Annotated in this window: 10 protein-coding genes; 5 read left to right on the forward strand and 5 right to left on the reverse strand. The window is 61.0% G+C overall.

Going from position 1 to position 17,795, the window contains the following annotated elements:
• Positions 1–110 precede the first annotated feature (110 nt).
• Both RB216_RS02165 and RB216_RS02170 read left to right on the forward strand, forming a co-directional pair.
• Complete coding sequence (locus RB216_RS02165) at positions 111–2,072, forward strand: type VI secretion system Vgr family protein (RefSeq protein WP_308908266.1); 1,962 nt, start codon at positions 111–113, stop codon at positions 2,070–2,072.
• A 21-nt stretch (positions 2,073–2,093) separates the two neighbouring features.
• On the forward strand, positions 2,094–2,777 hold the full coding sequence (locus tag RB216_RS02170; RefSeq protein ID WP_308908267.1) for a DUF4123 domain-containing protein: 684 nt from the start codon (positions 2,094–2,096) through the stop codon (positions 2,775–2,777).
• On the opposite strand, the gene RB216_RS02175 is transcribed toward RB216_RS02170, so the two are convergent.
• Positions 2,763–4,040, reverse strand: a complete 1,278-nt coding sequence (locus RB216_RS02175; RefSeq protein WP_308908268.1) for an O-acetylhomoserine aminocarboxypropyltransferase/cysteine synthase family protein — start codon at positions 4,038–4,040, stop codon at positions 2,763–2,765. The two genes, RB216_RS02170 and RB216_RS02175, sit on opposite strands and share 15 nt — an antisense overlap.
• 174 nt (positions 4,041–4,214) lie before the next feature.
• On the opposite strand from RB216_RS02175, the gene RB216_RS02180 reads away from it, so the two are divergent.
• On the forward strand, positions 4,215–5,051 hold the full coding sequence (locus tag RB216_RS02180) for a 23S rRNA (adenine(2030)-N(6))-methyltransferase RlmJ (protein ID WP_028615462.1): 837 nt from the start codon (positions 4,215–4,217) through the stop codon (positions 5,049–5,051).
• A 195-nt stretch (positions 5,052–5,246) separates the two neighbouring features.
• Here RB216_RS02180 and msrA read toward each other — a convergent pair whose 3' ends face one another.
• The 4 genes from msrA to aceE all read right to left on the reverse strand — a co-directional run bounded on the left by msrA (position 5,247) and on the right by aceE (position 13,276).
• Complete coding sequence (gene msrA / locus RB216_RS02185; protein ID WP_028615463.1) at positions 5,247–5,894, reverse strand: peptide-methionine (S)-S-oxide reductase MsrA; 648 nt, start codon at positions 5,892–5,894, stop codon at positions 5,247–5,249.
• Positions 5,895–5,967: 73 nt separating this feature from the next.
• The gene (locus RB216_RS02190) at positions 5,968–8,661 is read right to left on the reverse strand and encodes a putative bifunctional diguanylate cyclase/phosphodiesterase (RefSeq protein WP_028615464.1); all 2,694 of its coding nucleotides are present in this window, start codon (positions 8,659–8,661) and stop codon (positions 5,968–5,970) included.
• Positions 8,662–8,966: 305 nt separating this feature from the next.
• Entirely contained in the window at positions 8,967–10,619 is a 1,653-nt protein-coding gene (gene aceF, locus RB216_RS02195) for a dihydrolipoyllysine-residue acetyltransferase (protein WP_122685811.1), read from the reverse strand.
• 11 nt (positions 10,620–10,630) lie between these two features.
• Positions 10,631–13,276: a pyruvate dehydrogenase (acetyl-transferring), homodimeric type gene (gene aceE / locus RB216_RS02200; protein ID WP_028615466.1), complete on the reverse strand. Its 2,646-nt coding sequence runs from the start codon at positions 13,274–13,276 to the stop codon at positions 10,631–10,633.
• A gap of 383 nt (positions 13,277–13,659) precedes the next feature.
• Here aceE and glnE point away from each other — a divergent pair, with 383 nt between their 5' ends.
• Positions 13,660–16,599, forward strand: a complete 2,940-nt coding sequence (gene glnE / locus RB216_RS02205) for a bifunctional [glutamate--ammonia ligase]-adenylyl-L-tyrosine phosphorylase/[glutamate--ammonia-ligase] adenylyltransferase (RefSeq protein ID WP_308908269.1) — start codon at positions 13,660–13,662, stop codon at positions 16,597–16,599.
• A 161-nt stretch (positions 16,600–16,760) separates the two neighbouring features.
• On the forward strand, positions 16,761–17,795 hold the full coding sequence (gene waaF / locus RB216_RS02210; RefSeq protein ID WP_308908270.1) for a lipopolysaccharide heptosyltransferase II: 1,035 nt from the start codon (positions 16,761–16,763) through the stop codon (positions 17,793–17,795).

Below are 17,795 nucleotides of genomic sequence, written 5' to 3' on the forward strand. Positions count from 1 at the left end.
GAAAATTCGGACGTGCGCACGTAGGGTTTTACTGATTTTCTTGGCGAGTGCTCAGCAGGTCGCAAGGGTGATGCAAAATCGGCAGCCCACTCCCCGCAGAGAAACACCGGATGTTCGCTCCTGCCAACCAAAGCGCCTTTACCCTGACCCTCGACGGGGAGCCCAGTGAATTCCAGATCCACGGTTTCGTGGGGGATGAGTTCATCAGCCTGCCTTTTCGCTTTGACCTTGAGTTGGTCAGCGAACAGTCCGATCAAGACCTTGAGAGCCTGCTACACCGTCAAGCGTTCCTGGGGTTTGACGCTCATGGCCATGGTATTCATGGCTTGGTGTATCGGGTGGCGCAAGGCGATTCGGGCAGGCGCCTTACCCGTTACCAGATCACCCTGGTGCCGCAGCTGGCTTATCTGGAACACAGCACTCACCAGCGGATTTTCCAGAAAAAAACCGTACCCGAGATCATTGCGCAGGTATTGCAAGCTCAGACTATCCAAAGTGATGCCTTCGCGTTTCAACTGAGCGGCAAGTATCCCGAGTGTGAATACTGTGTTCAGTTCGGCGAAACCGATCTGGAGTTCATTCAGCGTCTATGTGCCGAATCGGGCATTCACTATCACTTCCAGCACACCCCTGAGCGTCACCTGTTGGTGTTTGGCGACGATCAAAGTGTTTTTGCGCGGCCTGATCAACCCACACCTTATTCGCCTGGTACCGGGATGGTTGCCGACGAGACAGCGATCAAGCGCTTTATTCTGCGGCTGAAGACTCGTACCACCGGTGTGAACCTGCGGGACTACGATTTCAAAAAGCCTAGCCTGACGTTGGAAAGCGAAGTATCCAGTCAGCTGCGGCCCACCCTGGACGACCAGCGCTACCCTGGGTACTTCACGGATCGTGAGCGTGGTAAGTACCTGGCGCAACGCCTGCTGGAGCGTCATCGCAGCGATTACCGTCAGGCGAGCGGCGCTAGCGACCAGCCGGCGTTGGTCACTGGGCAGTTCTTGAAGATGACTGGGCATCCTCGTCAGGAATGGAATGATTTGTGGCTGATTACCCAGTTGCACCATGTAGGGCACCAACCTCAGGTGCTTGAGGAGTCTGTTGGCAATGAGTCGCCTCAAGGCTACAGCAATGAATTTGTTGTAACGCCTTGGGACGTAGCGTTTCGAACACCTCTGATTATGTCCCGGCCTCAAATATCGGGTTACCAGAACGCAGTGGTGACCGGTCCCGCCGGCAGCGAAATCCATTGCGACGAATACGGCCGGGTCAAGGTGCAGTTGGCGTGGGATCGCGATGGGGAACATAACGACCATTCCAGCTGCTGGCTGCGGGTTGCCAGCGGCTGGGCGCATGATCGTTATGGGGCGGTATTGATCCCTCGGGTCGGTATGGAAGTGTTGGTAGGCTTCGTTAATGGCGACATGGATATGCCGCTGGTCATGGGCTGCCTACCCAATGCGGCCGCCCAGGTGCCCCTCGATCTGCCTGCGGACAAGACCCGCAGCATCTTCCGCAGCCAGAGCAGCCCCGGTGGTGGTGGCTACAACGAGTTGCGCATCGAGGACCGCAAGGGGGCCGAGGAAATCTACCTGCGTGCCCAGCGGGACTGGACCCAACACGTGCTGCATGACCTTCGGGTAAAAGTGGACGGTGAGTCGCATCACGAACTGCAAGGCGAGGAGCTGCGCATTATCCATGGCAACCGCCTGACTGACCTGAAGCGAGACGACCACTTGATGGTTGGCGGCTCTCGGCAGGTAAGGGCAGGGCAGGCCATTCTGATAGGCGCGGGGCAAAGCGTTGTGATCGATGGTGGCGCAACTGTCACGATTCAGGCGGGCGGGCAGTCGATCACGCTGTCTGCGGGCGGGATTTTCAGCAGTGTGCCAATCCAGCTTGGCAGTGCGCCCGCTGCTACTGCAGCGCCGTTAACGCCTGGACTGAAGGAAACACTGCTGGCGGTGATTCCTGCTCCGCTGAGCCGCGTGCAGGTGGCCAGCCTCAAGCGCAGCGCGCCGTTTTGCGAAGAGTGCGAGCGTTGCAAAAACGGCCAGTGCGGCCCCATCTGACTTTTAAAGGGATTTACGAAGATGCATCAACCTTTGCTGCCTGGCGAACAACTGTTTGCAGTGCTGAGCGCTGCCAGCGACGCCAAACCCCTTGACGCTTGGCGGGCGCTCGCCGTCGGGGCCCCGCCGCAACCCGTATGGGCCGGCACGGCCTATGCGACATGGGACGAGGTCATGCCCTATGTAGGCATTGTCGAGCCGGGCAGTCCTTTCCTGGAATGGGCCGCCTGCACTGATGCCACGGATTGGGGGTGGTTGGCCATATCGACCCACCCGCTGGAAACCGTGATTGCACACCTGCAAGGACTGACCAAGGTCTACCTGCCCGATGGTCAGGATGTGTTCTTACGGTTCTGGGATGGTGCTCAATTCCTGCCAATCCTTCAGCAGTCGGGCGATGAGCTATTGCCGGTGTTCCAGCGCTACGTGATCAATGGCCAGTCGCTGACCGTCACTTCTGGCCCAGTCACAGCCGCCAAGGCGAGCCCGTGGTGGCGAGCGCCTGCGCCTTTACTGCAACATCTGGCCGAGCAATCGCCCCAAACTCTGATCGATAACCTCCTGCAAGGGCTCGAAGAGCAGCGGCCCGACCTTTACACCGCATTCGTGCCGACGACCTTGCGGCACAAGGTCGCCTGTTTCACGCGCCGCCGGGATGTCAGCCATCACGGTTTGGCGGACTACCTGGCTTCAGAGTTGAGTTGAACCCAGCGCCTGCTGCAGATCTTCGATCAGGTCTTCAATCGCCTCGATGCCTACTGACAGGCGAATCATTTCCGGCTTCACGCCGGCTTTGGCTTGTTCCTGCTCGTTCATTTGCCGGTGAGTGGTGGACGCCGGATGACACGCCAGCGACTTGGCGTCGCCGATGTTCACCAGGCGCTTGAAGATTTGCAGCGCATCGTAGAAGCGCACACCGGCGGCATAACCGCCCTTGAGGCCGAACGAAAGAATCGCCGAGGGTTTCCCCTGCAGGTATTTCTGCGCCAGTTCGTGGTGCGGATGATCCGGCAAGCCGGCGTAGCTGACCCATTCCACCTCGGCATGGCCTTGGAGGAACTGCGCAACTTTCAAGGCATTTTCAGTATGACGCTCCATGCGCAGGGCCAGGGTTTCCAAGCCTTGTAGCAGCAGGAAGGCATTCATCGGTGCCAGCGCCGCGCCCGTGTTGCGCAACGGCACGGTACGCGCGCGGGCGATGAAGGCGGCGGGACCGAACTTTTCGGTGTAGACCACACCATGGTAGGCCGGCTCTGGGTTGTTGAGACCGGGAAATTTCTCCGGGTAGTCGGCCCAGGGGAAAGTGCCGCTGTCGACGATTACGCCCCCCAGGGAATTGCCGTGGCCGCCGATGTATTTGGTCACCGAGTGCACCACGATATCGGCGCCGAACTGGATCGGCTTGCACAGGATCGGCGTGGCCACGGTGTTGTCCACCATCAGCGGCACGCCACGCGCGTGGGCGACCTTGGCCAGGGCTTCCAGGTCGACGATATTGCCCGCCGGGTTGCCGATACTTTCGCAGTAGACCAATTTGGTGTTGCCGTCGATCAGTTCGGCGATAGCTTCGGCCGAGTCGTCACGGGCGAAACGCACATCGACGCCAAAGCTGGGTAGCAAGTGCGCGAACAAGGTGTAGGTGCCGCCGTAGAGCTGCGGGGTGGTGACGATATTGTCGCCCGCTCGCGTAAGGGTCTGGATCGCATAGTGAATCGCTGCGCTGCCGGCCGATACCGCCAGCGCCGCGATACCGCCTTCCAGCGCGGCGATGCGCTGTTCCAGCACGTCATTGGTGGGGTTCATGATCCGTGTGTAGATATTGCCGGGCACGTCCAGGTTGAACAGATCGGCGCCGTGCTGGGCGTTATCGAATTCGAACGCGACGTTCTGGTAGATCGGCACAGCGACGGCCTTGGTGGTCGGGTCCGACTTGAAGCCGTGGTGCAATGCGATGGTGGCGTCTTTCATGATGGTGGTGGACCTCCCTGGCGTGTGGATCGCCACAATAAATCCGCACCCTCACCAACATTTAGACTTTTTTCAGGTGCACACCTCTCTTTTCGACATAAGCACCGCCCGGCACGCCGCACTGCACCAACGCCCGCGTAAAAGGTAAACTTCGCCCCCTGCGCAGGAGCAACCATGAATTATCGTCACGCCTTTCACGCCGGCAACCACGCCGATGTCTTCAAACACCTGACCTTGACCCGCCTCATCGCCCTGATGTCGCGCAAGGAGCAGCCGTTCGCCTACCTCGACACCCACGCCGGGATCGGCCTGTACGATCTGCAGGGCGACCAGGCCAACCGGACCGGTGAATACCTGGAAGGCATCGCGCGCCTGTGGGGCGAAAGCGATCTGCCGCCGTTGACAGCCGATTACATGCGCGTGCTGCATGAGATGAACCCGGATGGCGAGTTGCGTTACTACCCAGGTTCGCCGGAGTTGGCGCGACGCCTCACTCGCCCACAGGACCGTGTGCTGCTCAATGAAAAACACCCGGAAGACGGTGTGCTGCTCAAGGACAACATGAAGGGTGATCGCCGCGTGAAGGTACATTTGGGCGAAGGCTGGCATGTACCGCGTGCCCTGCTGCCGGTGCCGGAAAAGCGTGCGCTGATGCTTATCGATCCACCGTTCGAGAAACTCGACGAGATGCAACGCTGCGCCGCTTCCCTCAAGGAAGCCGTGAGCCGCATGCGCCAGACCGTCGCGGCCATCTGGTACCCGGTGAAAGACCAACGCATGTTGCGCCGTTTCTACCAGGACTTGGCCGGCACCGGTGCGCCGAAGTTGCTGCGTGTGGAGTTGCTGGTGCATCCGTTGGACACACCCAACACCCTGACCGGCTCGGGCCTGGCGATCGCCAACCCGCCGTGGGGTTTGGAAGAGGAGTTGCGTGAGCTGCTGCCGTGGCTGTCCAAGAAGCTGGGTCAGACCCAGGGTGGATGGCAGATGGATTGGCTCATCGCTGAGTAGTCAGCAACGCTGATCAATTTGCGGGGGGCGGGCTGTTGTGGTGAGCGAGCTTGCTCGCGCTGGGCTGCGTAGCAGCCCCAAAACCAGTCACCACGGTCTATCAGAAAAACCGTAGCGGCCTTATTGGGGCCGCTTCGCGCCCCAGCGCGAGCAAGCTCGCTCACCACAGGGGATCTGTGTAACCACAAAATGGCTTCAGATCGGGCAGCTCACGCCCGTTCCGCCAATCCCGCAATAGCCCTGCGGATTCTTCGCCAGGTATTGCTGGTGATACGCCTCGGCAAAATACACCGTCGGCGCTTCTTCGATTTCCGTGGTGATCGCACCCAGTCCGGCTTTGGTCAGCTCAGCTTGATAAGCCTCGGCACTCGCCTTCGCTGCCGCCAATTGCTCCGGCGTGGTCGCATAGATCACCGAGCGGTACTGGCTGCCGATGTCGTTGCCCTGGCGCATGCCCTGGGTCGGGTTGTGCAGTTCCCAGAACATCTTCAGCAAATCTTCGTATTTCACCTTGGCCTGGTCATACACCACCAGTACCACTTCGCTGTGGCCAGTCAGGCCGGAGCAGACTTCTTCGTAGGTCGGGTTCGGCGTGTAGCCGCCGGCGTAACCGACCACGGTGCTGACCACGCCATCGCGCTGCCAGAACCGGCGCTCGGCCCCCCAGAAGCAGCCCAGGCCGAAGATTGCAAAGCCGACGTCATCAAGGAACGGGCCCAGCAGCGGGTTGCCGTTGACGAAGTGATTCTCTGGCAGCGCCATCGGGGTTTCACGGCCAGGCAGAGCTTGTTCTTGGGTAGGCAGCACGTTTTTGTTCACCAGAATTTCCGAGCGCAAGACCATGATCAGTCCTCTCGTCAGGTTGAGTTAGCGGTAAATTTTCAGACCGTCAGTGTGCCCGAGTGTTACAGCGCTGTCAGGCGATTGGCCCGCGCGGGTAGCGTTTGAGCATCGCCAGCAGCTCTGCACCGGGGATTGGCCGGTCAAACAGGTAACCCTGGCCCACATCACAACGGTGCCGACGCAGGAACGCCAGCTGCTCGGCGGTCTCGATGCCTTCGGCGACCACCTTGAGCTTGAGGTTGTGGGCCATGGCGATCACTGCGGAGGTGATTTCCATATCGTCCTGGTTGTCCGGGATTTCGTGGATAAAGCTGCGATCGATTTTGATGATGTCGATGGGGAATTTTTTCAGGTAACTCAGCGACGAGTAGCCGGTGCCGAAGTCGTCCATGGCCAGGGTCAGGCCAAAGCTTTTCAGTTGATCAAGCTGCAGGCGCGTGTCTTCGGTGGCTTCCAGCAGCAGGCCTTCGGTCAGTTCCAGCTCCAGCAGGTTGGCCGGTAACTGTTCTTCCTTGAGGATCGCGGCAATCGAGGCCACCAGGTCCGGGTCGGAGAACTGCTTGGGCGACAGGTTGATTGCCACCTGCAAGTTGCCCATGCCGCCGGCGCTCAGTTGCTTGCTCATGCGGCAAGCCTGGCGGGCGATCCATTTGCCGATCGGGATGATCAGGCCGGTCTCTTCCGCCACGCTGATGAATTGATCCGGGCGGATCATGCCCTTTTCCGGGTGGTTCCAGCGCAGCAACGCTTCCATGCCCAGCAGGCGGCCGCTGCGCAGGCACAGCTTGGGCTGGTAGAACACGTCCAGCTCGTTCTGGGTGAGGGCGCGGCGCAGGTTGTTCTCGACGAACAGCTTGTAGCTGGCCTCGGCGTTCAGCGCTTCGGTAAACACTTGGACCTGATGCTTGCCGTTGGCCTTGGCCTTGTGCAAGGCCAGGCCGGCGTTGCGCATCAGTGTTTGCGGATCGCGACCGTGCAGCGGTGCGCACGCCAGGCCCACGGAGCCGGTGACGCTGATCAACTGGTTGTCGACGAACATCGGTTTGTCGAGGGTTGCCAGCAACTGGCTGGCAACCTGCTGGCCGCTCTCCAGGTCGGTGTCGTCGAGCAGCACCGCGAACTCGTTACTCGCAAACCGTGCCAGGCTGCCGCCGGCACTCAGGCTGTTACGCAAACGCCGTGCGAGGCTGATCAGCAGCTTGTCGCCGGTCTGGTGGCCGAGGCTGTCGTTGATGCGCTTGAAGTTGTCGATGTCCACCAGCAACAGGCTGATCGGGCTGTCGCTGTCGCGGGCAAAGCGTTCGTCGAGGTTGCGGATGAACGCCGGGCGGTTGCCCAGGTTGGTCAGGTTGTCGGTGTAGGCCAGGCGCTCGATGCGCTGCTGGGCCAGCTTGGTCTGGGTGATGTCTTCGTAGATGCCTATGTAGTGGGTCAACTCGCGGTTGTCGCCATACACCTTGGAAATCGACAGTTGGCCCCAGTAGGGTTCGAGATTTTTGCGGCGGCTCTTGAATTCACCCTGCCAGCTGTTGCTCTTGGCCAGGGCTGACGGTGCGTCGAACAGCAATTCACTGAGGTTTTCCAGCGCCGGCAACTGGGCCAGGCGGTGGCCATGGACCTCTTCGGCACTGTACTGAGTGATCGCGGTAAAGCTCGGGTTGACGTACTCGACCACACCGTCGCAATTGACCAGCAGAAAGGCATTGGCGCTTTGCTCCACGGCGCGCTGGAACAGGTGCAGAGCGCTGGTCGCCGTACGGCGGTTGTGGTTGTTGATGACCTGCGCGAACTGATCGGCCAGCTCGCCGGCAAAGGCAATTTCATCGGCCTGCCAGGCGCGGGTGCTGCCGCTTTGCTCCAGGCACAGCACGCCCACCACATGGCCGTCGACGCGAATGCTCGCGTCGAGCATGGCGTGGATGTCTTTATCGCGCAGGCTGTCGGCCATTTCCCGGGTGCGAGGGTCGCGCAGCGCGTTGGTGGCGTCGATCGCCCGGCTGCTGTGCAAGGCTTCCAGGTAGTCCGGGAAGCAGCTTGCATCAATGGATTCGGGCAGGTGGTGTTGCTCGTCGGCGCGGTGGTAGGCGGAGATCGGCACCAGGCGCTGGCCTTCGAGGTTCCAGATGCTGGCGCAGTCAATCTGGTAGATATCACAGGCACTGCGGGTGATCAGTTCGGCGGCTTCTTGCAGCGAATTGTGGGTGGTGTAGCGCTGGCGGGCCAGCAACAGGATCAGTTCCTGCTGGGCGCGCACCCGCTCCAGATGCTGCAATTGTTCAAGTTGGGCACGCTGGTTGAGTTCCAGGGCGATCTGCAGGCGGCTGTTCTGGTTCTCCAGGTCTTCCGTCGGGGCAGCGGTGGGAATTTCGCTGAACAGGCCGTCGACCACCATCAAGTAACCGCGCAGTAGGTGGCGATTGTGTTGTTTATAGGATTCGCCCATCTCCAGCAGGCTCATCGGCCCGTCGTTGGTGTGCAGGGTGTAGCGCACCAGGTAATGCGGGCTCTGGGTCAGTTGCTGCTGGATGGTGTCGTGCAGTTGATAGCGTGCCTGGGGCTCCATCAGGCTGGCGTAGGGCGTGCCGATCAAGGCGCACAGCTCGACCGCCGGCAGGCCGAATTGGCGTTCGCAATTGGGGTCGAGGTAAAGGAGGGCCCAGCTTGCCTCATTCAGCCGCTCGAAACGCAGCATACCGAGGCGCGAAGGCACCGGTAACTGCGTCACTACCTCGGCCGCCATACGGGCGACATCGGGCTGGCTTTTCATGGGGGAAACTCACTTGAAATTACGCGCACGGCGCCGGGCTCACGCCCTCTTTTCTGTTGCCTGCGGCAAGGTTGCATCATGCGGCGCGGGCTGACAAGAGAGGATGAAGGCTAAGTGCTATAAGGGGGGTATCGGCCGCGAGAGGGATTTCTGCAATCGGGGTGATGGAAGGTGTACAAGCCTGTTTTTATTGTTCAACAAACCGGCAAAAAAAGCCCCGCCAAGTGGCGGGGTTGAGGTACGAGCGTGGCGCTCGAAAATCGGTGCAACCAGGCCTCCCGGGTGAGCGGGAGGCCTGTTCCTGCTTATAGCAGGATGGTACGGATGTCGTTCAGCAGTTGGCTCAGACGCTGGGTGAAGCGAGCAGCAGCAGCGCCGTTGATCACACGGTGATCGTAGGACAGCGACAGTGGCAGCATCAGCTTCGGCTGGAACGCTTTACCGTCCCACACAGGCTGGATGGTTGCCTTGGACACGCCCAGGATCGCCACTTCCGGCGCGTTGACGATTGGCGTGAAGCCAGTGCCGCCAATGTGACCGAGGCTGGAGATGGTGAAGCACGCGCCCTGCATGTCGTCCGGGGTGAGCTTCTTGTCGCGGGCCTTGGCAGCCAGTGCAGCGGCTTCCGCAGCGAGTTGCAGCAGGCTCTTCTGGTCGACGTTCTTGATGACCGGTACCAGCAGGCCGTCCGGGGTGTCGACCGCAAAACCGATATGCACGTACTTCTTGCGGATGATCGCCTTGCCGCTTGGCGCCAGCGAGGCGTTGAAGTCCGGCAGCTCTTTGAGCAGGTGCGCGCAGGCCTTGAGCAGCAGCGGCAGCACGGTCAGTTTCACGCCGGCCTTTTCGGCCACGGCTTTCTGCGCAACGCGGAAAGCTTCCAGGTCGGTGATGTCGGCCTGGTCGAACTGAGTCACGTGCGGGATGTTCAGCCAACTGGCGTGCAGACCGGCCGCGCCGATTTGCATCAGGCGGGTCATCGGCACTTCTTCGATTTCACCGAAGCGGCTGAAGTCCACGGTACGGATCGGCGGAATGCCCGAACCACCGGTAGCGCCGCCGGCAGCCGGAGCTTCCTTGGCTTTCTGCATCATGGCCTTGACGTAGACCTGCACGTCTTCCTTCAGCACGCGACCGTGAGGGCCGGTGGCCGACACAGCGTTCAGCTCAACGCCGAACTCACGGGCCAGTTGACGCACGGCAGGGCCGGCGTGCACCTTGGCGCCGCTTGGCGCTGGAGCGGCAGCAGCAGGGGCCGGAGCAGCCTCGGCTTTGGCAGCAGGCGCAGGGGCGGCAGCAGCCGGAGCCGGAGCCGATTCAGCCTTGGCAGCCGGAGCGGCCGCTGGTGCTGGCGCGGCAGCAGGTGCAGCGCCTTGTACTTTCAGCTTGAGGATGAAGTCGCCAGTGCCGACTTCGTCTTCCAGCTTGACCGCGATGCTTTCCACCACGCCGGCAGCCGGCGAAGGGATTTCCATGGAGGCCTTGTCGGACTCCAGGGTGATCAGCGACTGGTCGGCTTCGACGGTGTCGCCGACTTTGACCAGCAGCTCGATGATCTTGGCCTTGCCCGACGAACCGATGTCCGGGACATGAATGTCCTGGACGCTGGCGGCGGCAGGTGCGGCAGCCGGGGCCGGAGCGGCCTCGGCAGCAGCAGGCTTTTCAGCAGCAGGGGCAGGGGCAGCAGCGGCAGCAGGAGCCGCCGCAGGGGCCGCATCAGCGGCACCTTCGATTTCCAGTTCCAGCAGTTCGTCGCCTTCTTTCAGGCGGTCGCCCAGCTTCACTTTCAGGCTCTTGACCACGCCGGCCTTGGGAGCAGGGATTTCCATGCTCGCCTTGTCCGACTCCAGGGTCAGGATGCTCTGGTCGGCTTCGACGGTGTCGCCGACCTTCACAAACAGCTCGATTACTTCACCTTCACCGCTGCCGATGTCAGGTACGCGAATGAGTTCGCTCACAAAAAATCTCCTCAGCAGTCCAGTGGGTTGCGTTTTTCCGGGTTGATCCCGAACTTGACGATAGCGTCAGCCACCACCTTAGGTTCGATCTCACCACGGTCAGCCAAGGCTTCCAGGGCTGCCAACACCACGAAGTGACGGTCAACTTCGAAGAAGTGACGCAGCTTCTTGCGGCTGTCACTGCGGCCGAAACCGTCGGTGCCCAGGACTTTGAATTCCTTGGACGGGACCCACTGGCGAATTTGTTCAGCAAACAGTTTCATGTAGTCGGTCGATGCGATCACCGGGCCTTTACGGCCAGTCAGGCATTCTTCGACGAAGGTGCGCTGTGGCTTCTGGCCAGGGTGCAGACGGTTGTGACGCTCTACGGCCAGGCCATCGCGACGCAGTTCGTTGAAGCTGGTCACGCTCCACACGTCAGCGCCAACATTGAACTCGTCACGCAGGATCTTCGCCGCTTCACGCACTTCGCGCAGGATGGTGCCGGAGCCCATCAGCTGTACGTGGTGCGCCGCTTCCTTGGTGTCCTCTTCGAGCAGGTACATGCCCTTGATGATGCCTTCCTCGACACCGGCCGGCATGGCTGGCTGCTGGTAGGACTCGTTCATCACGGTGATGTAGTAGAAAACGTCCTGCTGCTCTTCGGTCATCTTCTTCATGCCGTCCTGGATGATCACCGCCAGCTCGTAGCCGTAGGTTGGATCAAAGGTGCGGCAGTTCGGGATGGTGGCAGCCAGGATGTGGCTGTGACCGTCTTCGTGTTGCAGGCCTTCGCCGTTCAGCGTGGTCCGGCCGGCGGTGCCGCCGATCAGGAAGCCACGGGTACGGCTGTCGCCTGCAGCCCAGGCCAGGTCGCCAATGCGCTGGAAGCCGAACATCGAGTAGAAGATGTAGAACGGCAGCATCGGCTGGTTGTGGCTGGAGTACGAAGTACCAGCAGCGATGAAGGAGCTCATTGCGCCCGCTTCGTTGATGCCTTCTTCGAGGATCTGGCCCTTCTTGTCTTCCTTGTAGAACATCACTTGGTCTTTATCGACTGGCTCGTAGAGCTGGCCGACGGAGGAGTAGATGCCCAACTGACGGAACATGCCTTCCATACCGAAGGTACGGGCTTCGTCCGGGATGATCGGAACGATGCGCGGGCCGATGTCCTTGTCCTTGACCAGCTGCGCCAGGATGCGCACGAAAGCCATGGTGGTGGAAATTTCACGGTCGCCCGAGCCGTCGAGGATAGCCTTGAGGGTGCTCAGGTCTGGCGTCGGTACGCTGAAGCTGTTGGCGCGGCGCTGCGGCACGAAACCACCCAGTGCGGCGCGGCGCTCGGCCAGGTAACGGGCTTCGGCGCTGTTCGGCTCCGGCTTGAAGAACGGCAGGTTCTCCAGCTCTTCGTCCTTGACCGGGATGTCGAAGCGGTCGCGGAACAACTTCAGGCTGTCGACATCGACTTTCTTGGTGTTGTGCGCAGTGTTCTTCGCTTCGCCGGCACCGGTGCCATAACCCTTGATGGTCTTGGCCAGGATGACGGTCGGTTGTTCTTTGTGGTTGACCGCTTCGTGGTACGCCGCGTAGACCTTGTACGGGTCGTGGCCGCCACGGTTGAGTTTCCAGATCTCGTCGTCGGACAGGTCTGCAACCATTGCCTTGAGTTCAGGCGTGTTGAAGAAGTGTTCACGCACGAACGCGCCGTCTTTGGCTTTGTAGTTCTGGTACTCGCCGTCGATGACTTCGTCCATGCGACGTTGCAGGATGCCGTCGACGTCTTTGGCCAGCAGTGGGTCCCAGAAGCGGCCCCAGATGACTTTGGTCACGTTCCACTGAGCACCGCGGAACACGCCTTCGAGTTCCTGGATGATCTTGCCGTTGCCGCGAACCGGGCCGTCGAGGCGCTGCAGGTTGCAGTTGATGACGAAGATCAGGTTGTCCAGCTTCTCGCGGCCGGCCAGGGAGATGGCGCCCAGGGATTCTGGCTCGTCACACTCGCCGTCGCCCAGGAAGCACCAGACTTTCTGCTTGCCTTCAGGGATGAAGCCACGGGCTTCCAGGTACTTCATGAAACGTGCCTGGTAGATCGCCTGGATTGGGCCCAGACCCATGGAAACGGTCGGGAACTGCCAGAATTCAGGCATCAGCCAAGGGTGCGGGTACGACGACAGGCCGTTACCGTCCACTTCCTGGCGGAAGTTGTTCATGTGTTCTTCGGTGATGCGGCCTTCCATGAACGCACGGGCGTAAACGCCTGGAGAAGTGTGGCCCTGGAAGTAGATCAGGTCGCCGCCGTGTTCGTCGGTCGGGGCCTGGAAGAAGTAGTTGAAGCCGATGTCATACAGGGTTGCGCTGGAAGCGAAGCTGGAGATGTGACCGCCCAGGTCCGAATCTTTCAAGTTCGTGCGCATTACCATCGCCATGGCGTTCCAACGTACCAGCGAGCGAATGCGGCGTTCCATGAACAGGTCGCCAGGCATGCGTGCTTCGTGGGTAACGGGGATGGTGTTGCGGTATGGCGTAGTGATGGCGTAAGGCAGTTGCGAGCCGCTGCGGGTCGCGAGTTCGCCCATACGGGTCATCAGGTAGTGAGCACGGTCTTCGCCTTCTTTGTCGAGAACCGATTCCAGGGCGTCCAGCCATTCCTGGGTTTCGACGGGATCGAGGTCTTGCATGGCTTGCTCCAGGGCGGAAAGGCTACCAGAATCGGTTGCCTGAAGTTTGCGACTGGCCTTGTGGGCAGACGACATAAATTCTTGGATGGCCGAAGGTTGCTTCGGCGTCCTGTAGTTTTACTACAAATCGTCGGCCATTTCAGCCTTTCGAATGTATATACGAGTAGTAAAACTACACAAGACTGAGCGTATGGCTCGGTCTGGCTGGTGAGCATAATCGTTATTGTTGATCTTTTGCGAACAAGAAAAGGTGAATGTTTGATGTTGGCTGCCAAAATGAAATTAATTTCAGCTATTTCTAACCTTTGTTCGACAGTCCTTCATAGAGCGTGGTTCTTGCGTTCACAGCAACAGGCCATTTACGCGCCGATCAAGGATAGACCATGAGCCTTCCAACACTCGCCGAACTCCCGGCCATTCTCTTGCCAAAAGCCCAGCGGGCCGAGCAGTCATTTCGTGACGCAGTGGCCGCGCTGGACGACGATCATGGACTTTCCGCGTGGACGCCGCAACGGTGGGCCGACTTCGCCCGCGTGTGCGCGGCGAGTGATTTCGTCATTGAACAGAGTGTTCGTGACCCTTTGATGTTGCTCGAACTCGTGGCCTGGGGCGAGCTGGACCGTGGTTTTGCCCCTGGTGAGCTGTGCGGGCAGATTGCTGGCGCCGTGCAACAAGCCGAAACAGAAGATGAGCTGGGCCGTGTGCTGCGTCGCCAGCGTACGCGCCAGCAAGTGCGCATCATCTGGCGCGACCTGACCCGCCAGGCCGACCTGGTGCAAACCTGCCGCGACCTCTCCGACATGGCTGACGCCAGCATCGACCAAGCCTACCAATGGCTGTACCAGCGCCACTGCGTGCAATTCGGCACGCCCACTAGCCGGCGCAGCGGCGAGCCGCAGCACATGGTCATCCTCGGCATGGGCAAGCTCGGCGCGGTGGAGCTGAACCTGTCGTCGGATATCGACCTGATCTTCGCCTACCCCGAGGGCGGTGAAACCGTCGGCGTCAAACGCTCCCTGGACAACCAGGAATTCTTTATTCGTCTTGGTCAAAAACTGATCAAGGCCCTCGATCCAATGACCGTCGATGGTTTTGTGTTCCGTGTCGACATGCGCCTGCGCCCCTACGGTTCGGCCGGCGCGCTGGTGCTCAGCTTCAATGCGCTGGAGCAGTACTATCAGGACCAGGGCCGCGATTGGGAACGCTACGCCATGATCAAGGCGCGGGTTGTTGCCGGCGACCAAGTGGCCGGTGCGCAACTGCTCGACATGCTCCGACCGTTCGTCTACCGCCGCTACCTGGATTTTTCCGCCATCGAGGCGCTGCGCACCATGAAGCAGCTGATCCAGCAGGAAGTGCGGCGCAAGGGCATGGCCGACAATATCAAGCTGGGCTCGGGCGGGATCCGCGAAGTGGAATTCATCGCCCAGGCCTTCCAACTGATCCACGGCGGACGTGACCTGAGCCTGCAACAGCGCCCGTTGCTCAAGGTACTCGGTACGCTGGAAGGCCAGGGCTACTTGCCTCCGACGGTGATCGCCGAATTGCGCAATGGCTACGAATTCCTGCGTTACACCGAACACGCGATCCAGGCGATTGCCGACCGGCAGACGCAAATGCTTCCAGACAGCCCGGAAGACCAGGCGCGCATAGCCTTTATGTTGGGCTTTGCCGACTGGGCCGCCTTCCACGAACGCCTGATGTACTGGCGCGGTCGGGTGGACTGGCACTTCCGCCAAGTGATTGCCGATCCGGACGAAGAAGAGGGCGAAGAAAGCGAATTGGTCGTGGGCGGTGAGTGGTTGCCGCTGTGGGAAGAGTCCCAAGACGAAGACGCAGCCTGCCGCCAACTGGCCGAAGGCGGTTTCACCGATGCGCCCAAGGCCCTCAAGGCCCTGGCCGGCCTGCGCGGCAGCCCGCAACTGCGCGCCATGCAGCGCCTGGGGCGCGAACGGCTGGATGCCTTTATTCCGCGCCTACTCGCCCAAGCTGTTGAACATGCCAACCCGGACCTAGTGCTGGAGCGCGTGCTGCCGCTGGTGGAAGCCGTCGCCCGGCGTTCCGCTTATCTGGTGCTGCTCACGGAAAACCCCGACGCCCTGCGTCGGCTGTTAACCCTGTGCGCCGCCAGCCCGTGGATCGCCGAGCAGATCACACGCTTCCCGCTGTTGCTCGATGAATTGCTCAACGAAGGCCGCCTGTTCAAGCCACCGTTGGCGCCGGAGCTGGCTGCCGAGCTGCGCGAGCGCCTGACGCGCATCCCGGAGGACGACCTGGAGCAACAGATGGAAGCCCTGCGCCACTTCAAGCTGGCCCACCGCCTGCGCGTGGCCGCTTCGGAAATCGCCGGCAGCCTGCCGCTGATGAAAGTCAGCGACTACCTCACCTGGCTTGCCGAGGCCATCCTCGAACAAGTATTGGCCTTGGCCTGGCGCCAGACCGTGGCGCGCCATGGCTCGCCGCAACGCGTGGACGGCACCCTGTGCGATCCTGGGTTCATCATTGTCGGTTATGGGAAAGTCGGCGGGATCGAACTGGGGCATGGTTCGGACCTGGACCTGGTGTTTATCCACGATGGCGATCCACAAGCGGAAACCGATGGCGCCAAGCCGATCGACGGGGCGCAGTTCTTTACGCGCCTGGGCCAGCGCATCATTCACTTGCTGACCACGCAGACCAACTCCGGCCAGTTGTACGAAGTCGACATGCGCCTGCGGCCTTCCGGCGCGTCCGGTTTGCTGGTGAGTTCGCTGGGGGCGTTTGACCGCTATCAACAAAATGAAGCCTGGACTTGGGAGCATCAGGCGCTGATCCGCGCGCGGGTACTGGTGGGCAGCCAGGATGTGGGCCAGGCATTCGAGCAGGTACGGGCTAAAGTGTTGGGGCAGGAACGCGACCTGGCGAAGCTGCGCCAGGAGGTCAGCGAGATGCGTGCCAAGATGCGCGACAACCTGGGCACCAAGACCACGGCGGCCGGCACTGGCGCCAATGCCTTCGAGGCCACGGCGGCGTTCGACCTCAAGCAGGACGCCGGAGGTATCGTCGATATTGAATTTATGGTGCAATACGCGGCTTTGGCGTGGTCTGCGCAACATCCATCGTTGCTGCGCTACACCGACAATATCCGCATTCTGGAAGGCCTGGAGCAGGTGGGCTTGATGCCCGCGGCCGATGCCCACCTGCTGCGTGAGGTGTATAAGGCCTACCGTTCCGCCGCACACCGCCAGGCCTTGCAAAACGAGGCGGGCACGGTGGCCGGGGATCAGTTCGCCGACGAACGGCGCCAGGTGATGCGAATCTGGAAAGAACTGGGGTTAAGTTGAGTCAACTGTAGGAGCCGGCTTGCCGGCGATGAGGCCCTTGGAATCCATGGAGATCTTTCGGACGTTATCGCTGGCAAGCCAGCTCCTGCAATTGTTCGTCTCCTACAGAAAATTTCGATGCGGGGAGGCATAAGCCTCCCCGCATCGTTTGTGGAAACTACATGAATATTCTGATCGTTGGGCCCAGTTGGGTCGGTGACATGGTGATGGCGCAGACACTGTTCCAGTGCCTGCGTATGCGCTACCCGGACTGCCAGATCGACGTACTTGCCCCTGAGTGGAGCCGGCCGATCCTCGAACGCATGCCCGAAGTGCGCAAGGCCCTGAGCTTTCCGCTCGGCCATGGCGCTCTGGAGCTGGCGACCCGCCGTCGTATCGGTAAATCCCTGGCGGGTGAATACGACCAGGCGATCCTGCTGCCCAATTCGCTCAAGTCGGCGTTGGTGCCCTATTTTGCTGGCATCCCCAAACGCACCGGCTGGCGTGGCGAGTTCCGTTACGTGCTGCTCAATGACGTGCGTACCCTGGACAAAGCTCGCTACCCGTTGATGATCGAGCGTTTCATGGCCCTGGCCTACGAGCCGGGCGCCGAGTTGCCCACGCCGTATCCGCGTCCGAGTTTGCAGATTGACCCGGTAAGCCGTGACGCCGCCCTGGCCAAGTTCGGCCTGGAGCTCGACCGTCCGGTCCTGGCGCTGTGCCCGGGGGCCGAGTTTGGCGAGTCCAAGCGCTGGCCGTCGGAGCACTACGCCAAGGTTGCCGAGGCCAAGATCCGTGAAGGCTGGCAGGTGTGGCTGTTCGGGTCGAAGAAGGACCATCCGGTAGGCGAAGACATTCGCCAGCGCCTGATTCCTGGCCTGCGTGAAGAGGCGGTCAACCTCAGTGGTGACACGTCGCTCGCCGAAGCCATCGACCTGCTGTCCCGCGCCGATTCGGTGGTGTCCAACGACTCCGGGCTGATGCACGTCGCCGCCGCGCTGAACCGCCCGTTGGTGGCGGTGTACGGCTCCACATCACCGGGCTTCACGCCGCCGTTGGCCGACAAGGTCGAAGTGGTGCGCCTGGGCCTGGAGTGCAGCCCGTGTTTTGATCGCACCTGCCGTTTTGGTCACTACAACTGCATGCGCCAGTTGCTGCCGCAGCCGGTGAATGAAGCCTTGCAGCGGTTGCAGGGCTCTGCGGTCGAGGTCCGATAG

The sequence above is a fragment of the Pseudomonas canadensis genome (assembly GCF_030980095.1).
GTDB classification, from domain to species: Bacteria; Pseudomonadota; Gammaproteobacteria; order Pseudomonadales; family Pseudomonadaceae; genus Aquipseudomonas; species Aquipseudomonas canadensis.